Source organism: Luteibacter sp. (assembly GCF_051958795.1).
Classification (GTDB): Bacteria; Pseudomonadota; Gammaproteobacteria; order Xanthomonadales; family Rhodanobacteraceae; genus Luteibacter.
The window spans coordinates 1-6,976 of sequence record NZ_JBQCFT010000149.1 but is presented as its reverse complement, the minus strand read 5'-3'; the positions used below and the strand labels follow the sequence as shown (position 1 = coordinate 6,976).

Here is a 6,976-nt window from a genome sequence, read left to right as displayed (position 1 = left end):
TGTCGCCCACCGGGTGGGCTCCTACGGGGGGCGCGACGGTGATGTCGCGCCCCTGGGGGCTTACCAGATCTTCACCCGCTGCTTCGGGTCGAGGTAGAGCTTCTGCCCGGCCTTGGGCTGGAAGGCGTCGTACCACTGGTCGATGTTGCGGACGGTCTGGGCGCGGAAGTTGCCCGGGGCGTGGACGTCGCCGACGATCTGCTGGCGCAGGGCGGCGTCGCGGGTCTTCTCACGCCAGCTCTGGGCGAAGGCGAGGAAGAAGCGCTGGTCGCCGCTGAGGCCGTCGATGACCGGTGCGGGTTTGCCGCCGAGGCTGTTCTTGTACGCGGCGTAGGCGATGGTCAGGCCCGACACATCGGCGATGTTCTCGCCGAGGGTCTGCTGGCCGTTCACATGCAGGCCGGGTAGGGCTTCATACGCGTTGAACTGCGCGACCAGCTTCTGGCCGGCTTCCTTGAAGTGCTTCTGGTCGGCATCCGTCCACCAGTTGGCCAGGCGGCCCTGGGCGTCGAACTCGGCGCCGAGGTTGTCGAAGCTGTGGCTGATCTCGTGGCCGATGACGGCGCCGATCGAACCGTAGTTCGACGCAGGGTCCGCCTTCGGGTCGAAGAACGGCGCTTCGAGGATCGCGGCGGGGAAGTTCAGCGCGTTCTGCAGCGGCAGGTTCACCGCGTTGACGGTCTGCGGGGTCATCCACCACTCGTCACGATCCACCGGCTTGCCGAGCTTGGCCTTCTGGTGGGCGTATTCGGCGAGGCCTGCGCGCATGTGGTTGCCCACGGCATCGTCCGGCTTGATCTCCAGCTTCGAATAATCGCGCCAGGTATCCGGGTAACCGACGCCGACCTTGATCGTGGCGATCTTGGCCTTGGCCTTCTCGCGCGTGGCCGGGGTCATCCACTCCAGCTGGCCGACGCGGTCGTCGAACGCCTTCAGGATGTTCTTCACCATATCCTGCACTTCCGCGCGCGACGAGGCGGGGAAGTACTGCTTGACGTAGATCTGGCCAACGGCATCGCCAAGGTCCGCGTTGACGCGGCCGACGCCACGCTTCCAGCGGTCGCGCTGCTTCGGCGTGCCGGTCAGCGTCTTGCTGTAGAAATCGAAGGCGAGGTCGTCGAACTTCTTGCCGATGAGGCCGCTCGCGTTTTCGTTGATCGCGTGGAAGCGCAGCCAGGCCTTCCAGGTATCGATGGGTTCGCTGCCGACGAGGGCGGCGAGCTTCGTCACCGTGTTCGGCTGCCACACCACGAAGGTGGACTGGTCGGTGAGGCCGGCGGCGGTGAAGTACGCATCCCAGTCGATACCCGGCGCCTTCGTGGCGAACGCCGTGCGCGGCCAAGGGTTGTTGGCCTTGTGCACGTCTTCGCTGTCGACGATGGACTCGTGCGCCTCGGCGATCTTCGTCTCAAGGGCGACGATGGCCTTGGCCTCGGCTGCCGCGTCCTTGTCACCGGCGGCGGCCAGGACGGCCTGCACGTAGGTGGCGTACTTGGCCCGGGTCTCGGCCATGTCCTTGTCGGTCTTCAGGTAGTAATCGCGGTTGGGCATACCCAGGCCGCCCTGGAGCAGGTAGGGCACGTTCTTCGAGGGGTCCTCGAGGCCCTGGGCCACGAACAGGCCGAGCAGGTGCTCGGTGTCGAGGTTGGTGGCGTTGATCGGATCGACATCGGCGCGGAGCTGGGCGCCCAGCCCGGTCGAGAGCGCCTTGCGGTCCTTGATCGCCGCGATCGCGTCGAGTTCCGGCTTGAGCGGGGTGAGGCCGGCCTTTTCGATGCCGGCTTCATCCATATAGGCCTTGTAGTAGTCGGCGATCAGGCGCTGGTTGCTGCCCGCGGCCGGGTTACCGGCGCCGGCGGCCTTGATCAGGTCGGCGTTGCGCTTCTCGGCCAGCTGGAAGACCTGCAGGAACACGCCGGTGCTGGAGCGGTCGGCGGGGATCTGGGCGGTCTTGATCCAGGCGCCGTTGGCGTAGCCGTTGAAGTCATCGCCGGGCTGCACGCTGTGGTCGATGCCCTTCAGGTCGATGCCGGAGGGCGCGCCGGCGGCAAGGGCACCGGTGCTGGCAAGGCCGCAGGCGATGGCCGCGGCGAGGATCGTGGATTTCATGGGCGTGCGGCCTCGTGGGTGAACAGGTGCCAACGATAAGCCCGCGCAGGCCCGGCCGGGCCCATGACCATTGGCCTACAAGGCCGGTAGGAGCCCACCCTGTGGGCGACGCCGTGCGCGATAACGCCACAGGACCTGTTCCGTCCGGGCGAAAGCTGTCGCCCACAGGGTGGGCTCCTACGAATCGGCTACGACACGTGTGAAGACCCCTTGTGCCCTAATGACGATTCGGCACCCGCAACGGGTGCCGGCGGGGCGGGCCGCGGGACGCCCGGGCCTGCCCTGAAACCTCAATGGCAGTGATCTTTAGGGAGATCGACATGAATGCACGTTTTGAACTGACCGGCCCGCAGATGGACATCACCAGCTATCCGCTCTGGGCGCAGGACATGGTTTCGTCCTGCGAGGATGCACGTCGGGCTATCGTCAGCCACGAGATGTGGTCGCAGATGATCGCGGCCCAGCTGGATCCGGAGGCCACCCGCAACTTCATGGTGGGGGTGTGGCCGGTGATCGAGCGCTTCCCGGGCTATATGGCCCACAGCCTGCTGAAGACCCGCTTCGGCCGCAGCCCGGGCGATGACCTGGCCCGGCGCTGGCTGGTGCGCAACATCCGCGTGGAGCAGAACCACGCGGAGTACTGGCTGAACTGGGCGGAATCCGCGGGCGTGTCGCGCGAGGAGGTGCTGAACGCCGAACCGCCGAAGGGCTCGCAGGCCCTGGCCGACTGGTGCGAGGAGGTCAGCCGGCACGATTCGCTGGCCGCCAGCATGGCCGCCACGAACTACGCGGTGGAAGGGGCGACCGGCGATTGGTCGCAAATTGTCTATGAAAGCAACGCTTACGCCGAGAGCTTGCCGATTTCGGGCCGCAAAGCCGGCCTGCGCTGGCTTCAGCTTCACGCCGCTTATGACGATACCCATCCGTGGGAAGCGCTTGAGATCGTCTGCACCCTGCTGGGGACCAACCCCCCGGTGGACCAGGTGGAGCACATCAAGGAGTGCGTGCGTCGCAGCTATGTCAGCATGGCTATCACGCTGGATCGCTGCATGGATGTGGTCGGCTCGTATCGCACGTTGAACGAGGTGGCCGCGTAACTCGCAAGTTGGGTCGTTAGCGCACTATCCTCCTTGGAAAGGGAATCTGTTAGACGATGCACCGTGTTGAATCCAACCATCTGCAACCGCTCACCAGGCGCCTCCGGCCCCTGGCGTACGCGCTTGTCGCGGGTGCGGTGCTCGTCCTTGCCCTGACCTGGGTGGCCATGCAGACCCAGGTGACTCTCGCCGGTTTCCTCAACGGCGAGAGTCTCTGGTCGAAAGCGCAGAAGCAGGCGGTGATCGACCTGGACGCCTATGCGGCACAGGGACGCCGTGCCGACCTGGAGAGCTTCCGCAGCAATTATGCCGTCCTGACATCCGACCGCTGGGCGCGCGATGCGATCGCCAGCGGCCACTACGAATACGATGAGGTCGAGGATGCCTTCGCCCGCGGCGGGGTCATCCCCGAGGCGATCCCGGGCATGGTGTTCATCTTCGCCCACTTCAGCGGTATGCCTTATGTGCGCGAGGCGGTGGCCGAATGGCGCTCCGTCGATAGCAGCCTGGTCGAGCTGGAAGACACCGCCGACCGGCTGGAACACGCGTACGAGACCGGCACCATGGATGCGACGGCCGCGGATCGTGAGCGTGCGCGCATCGAGGAGCTCAACCGTTTCATCGAGCCACGCGCCAAGGCCTTCTCGCTGGATATTGCGAACGGCGCCTCCTGGCTGGGGCGCGTGTTGTTTTTCACCGTCACTGCCGTGGCCTTGCTGGCCGCGTTGCTCTGGGTGCGTTTCGCGCGGCGCGTGCTCGCCGGTATCCGCGGCACCGAGGAGCGCTACAGCCTGCTGTTCGATAGCGCGGCGGATGCGATTTTCATGGTGGACGAGGCCACCGGCGCCATCCTCGATGCGAACCACCGAGCGGCCGCGTGGGTGGGCTGCCAGCGTGGCGAGCTGATCGGCCTGCCGCTGGCGACGTTGTTCCTTGAAGGTTCCGCCCATTCCGGCGTCGGCCTGCTGCGTTCCGCGAATGGCGGCACCCGCCCGGTGGAAACGCAGAGCAGCCTGGTGGTGTGGGGCCAGCAGCAGGTGTGCCAGGCGATCGTGCGCGACATCTCCGCCCGCGTCGCCATGGAGCTGGAGCGCAAGATCGCCGCGGAAGCGCTGGCCAGCATCGCCGAGGGCGTGATCATCGCCGATGCCGATCGCCGCGTGACCACCACGAACGCGGCGCACCAGAAGCTCACCGGCATGCCGTTGAACATGCTGCGCAACAAGCGGCTCGATGCGACGCGCACCTTGCCGGATGGCCGGCCGCTGCCGCAGTCGCTGTGGGACGAGATCGCGGCGGGTGACAACTGGCTGGGCGAGGTGGAGAGCCGCCGCGCGGATGGCACGGTATATCCGGAGCTGATGAGCATCAGTAGCATCCGCGACGCCGAGGGCCGGCCGCAGCATTACGTGGCGGTGGTGTCCGACATCACCACGCGCAAGGCCGACCGCCAGCGCCTGCAGCACATGGCCACCCACGATCCGCTCACGGGCCTGGTCACCCGCTCGGAATTCGAACGTCGCTGCGCCGAGGCGATCACCCGCGCGGCGCACGCGCGTGGTGCGACCGCCGTGCTGTTCGTCGACCTGGATGCGTTCAAGGTCGTGAACGACAGCTACAGCCACGCCACGGGCGATGCACTGCTGATCCGCGTGGCCGAGCGGATCCGCGCGCTGCTTTCACCGCATGACGTGGCCGGCCGCATCGGTGGCGATGAATTCACCGTGCTGCTCACCGACCTGCGATCGCGCGAAGAAGCGCTGGTGCTGGCCGAGGCGTTGCTGGCCGCGCTGTCGCGACCGTTCGACCTGGGGGACTACGAGTTGTTCGTCTCGGCGAGTATCGGCATCGCCGGCTATCCGCTCGACGGCAACGATGCGGTGACGCTGATCGCCAATGCGGATGCGGCGATGTACGTGGCCAAGATGGAGGAGCGCAACGCCCTGCGCTTCTATACGCCGAAAATGCACGCGGATGCGCGCCGCCGCCTGAAGCTTGCGGCCGAGCTGCGCCAGGCCCTGCAGCGCAATGAGTTCCACCTGGTGTACCAGCCCAGCGTGGAAATGAAGACGGGTCGCATCGTCGCCGTCGAAGCGCTGATCCGTTGGCAGCATCCCGAGCGCGGGATGATTCCGCCGGATGAGTTCATCCCGATCGCCGAGAGCCTCGGCCTGATCCGCCAGATCGACCAGTGGGTATTGCAGCGTGCGCTGGAGCAGCTGCGCCTGTGGGATGACGCGCGCCTGCCGCCGCTGCGCATGGCGGTGAACGTCTCGGCCGGCTCGTTCAGCCACCCGGATTTCCTCGCGGGCGTGGGCCAGGCCCTGCTGGCGAGCGGCATTCCGCCCAAGCGCCTGCTGGTGGAGCTCACCGAAAGCGCGATCCTGCGCATGGGCGAGGATACCGAGCGCGCCATGCTGGCCCTGCATAATCTGGGCGTGGCGGTGGCGATCGATGATTTCGGCACCGGCTATTCCTCACTGGCTTACCTGAAGCTGCCGGCCGTGGCGTACCTGAAGATCGACCGCAGCTTCGTCACCGGCCTGCCGGCCAGCGGCAACGATGTCGCGATCACCGAGGCGATGGTCGCGATCGCGCGCAGCCTGGGGCTGCATACGATCGCGGAAGGCATCGAGACGGAGTCGCAACACGATTTCCTGCTCCGCGCCGGCTGCCAGGAAGGCCAGGGCTACCTCTACTCCCGCCCCGTCAGCCCCGACGACATCGCACGCCTGCTGGCGCCCAGGCCCGGCGCAACCAGCGGCAAGCACCTGAGCCTGGTGCCGCCGCGCAGGGCGTAACGCGCCCACGGTCGCCATCTCCCGTAGGAGCCCACCCTGTGGGCGACATCGTTCGCCCCGACGCAACAGGCCCCCACGCGCCGCCGCGAACAGCGTCGCCCACAGGGTGGGCTCCTACGAGGTGACGGTACAAGACCGCGGCTACCCCTGTGGTTCACGCTGGCTGTCCCCATATATCCGCCCAGCGTCCCAGCGTAAGGATTCCCCGTGTCCACCCGCGATCCCATCGTCTTTCTCTTCGATGTCGACAACACCCTGATCGATAACGACCGTTTCAGCGCCGATCTCGCCGCGCAGCTGGAATCCCGCTTCGGCACCGAAGGCCGCGAGCGCTACAACGCGATCGACAAGGAGATCCGCGGGCAAGTCGGTTACGCAGACTATCTGGGCGTGCTGCAACGCCTGCGCGGCAAGCAGAGCAGCCCGGATTTCATGCAGATGAGCTTCTTCCTGCTCGATTACCCGTTTGATGAGCGCCGCTTCCCCGGTGCCATCGAGGTGATCGACCACCTGCGCACCCTCGGCCGGCCGGTGATCATGTCCGACGGCGATACCGTGTTCCAGCCGCGCAAGATCCGCCGTGCGGGGCTATGGGACGCGTTTCGCGGCGACGTACTGATCTACGTGCACAAGGAAGAAATGCTCGATGACATGCAGAAGGCTTACCCGGCCGACCACTACGTGATGGTGGACGACAAGCCGCGCATCCTCGTCGCGATGAAGAAGCTGATGGGCGACCGCGTCACCACCGTGTGGGTGAAGCAGGGGCATTACGCCGCGGCGGCGGGCAAGGAGCTGGAAGAGACACCGCCGGATATCACGATTGATGGCGTGGGCGAGCTGGCGTCGATGGGGCGCGAGGCGTTTAGCGTTACGGCTTATGTGATAGTGCGGAATGATCTTCTGTGCGGTGTCGCGAAAGGCGGTGCCCCCCCAGGTGGGGCCAGACCGGGGGGGTGGGGGGGTGGG

4 protein-coding genes are annotated in these 6,976 nt (G+C 66.4%); 3 read left to right on the top strand and 1 reads right to left on the bottom strand.

The window, feature by feature from the left end; all coding sequences use genetic code 11:
* Nucleotides 1-60 precede the first annotated feature (60 nt).
* Nucleotides 61-2,109 (bottom strand): M13 family metallopeptidase, encoded by a 2,049-nt coding sequence (locus ACTHLF_RS08085; protein WP_440326417.1) that lies wholly within the window; start codon nt 2,107-2,109, stop codon nt 61-63.
* Nucleotides 2,110-2,429: 320 nt separating this feature from the next.
* Here ACTHLF_RS08085 and ACTHLF_RS08080 point away from each other — a divergent pair, with 320 nt between their 5' ends.
* The 3 genes from ACTHLF_RS08080 to ACTHLF_RS08070 all read left to right on the top strand — a co-directional run.
* Complete coding sequence (locus ACTHLF_RS08080) at nt 2,430-3,206, top strand: TenA family transcriptional regulator (protein ID WP_440326416.1); 777 nt, start codon at nt 2,430-2,432, stop codon at nt 3,204-3,206.
* A gap of 56 nt (nt 3,207-3,262) precedes the next feature.
* The gene (locus ACTHLF_RS08075; protein ID WP_440326414.1) at nt 3,263-6,007 is read left to right on the top strand and encodes a putative bifunctional diguanylate cyclase/phosphodiesterase; all 2,745 of its coding nucleotides are present in this window, start codon (nt 3,263-3,265) and stop codon (nt 6,005-6,007) included.
* Between the two features lie 207 nt (nt 6,008-6,214).
* The coding region (locus tag ACTHLF_RS08070) for an HAD family hydrolase (protein WP_440326412.1) at nt 6,215-6,976 on the top strand (762 nt) is incomplete at its 3' end.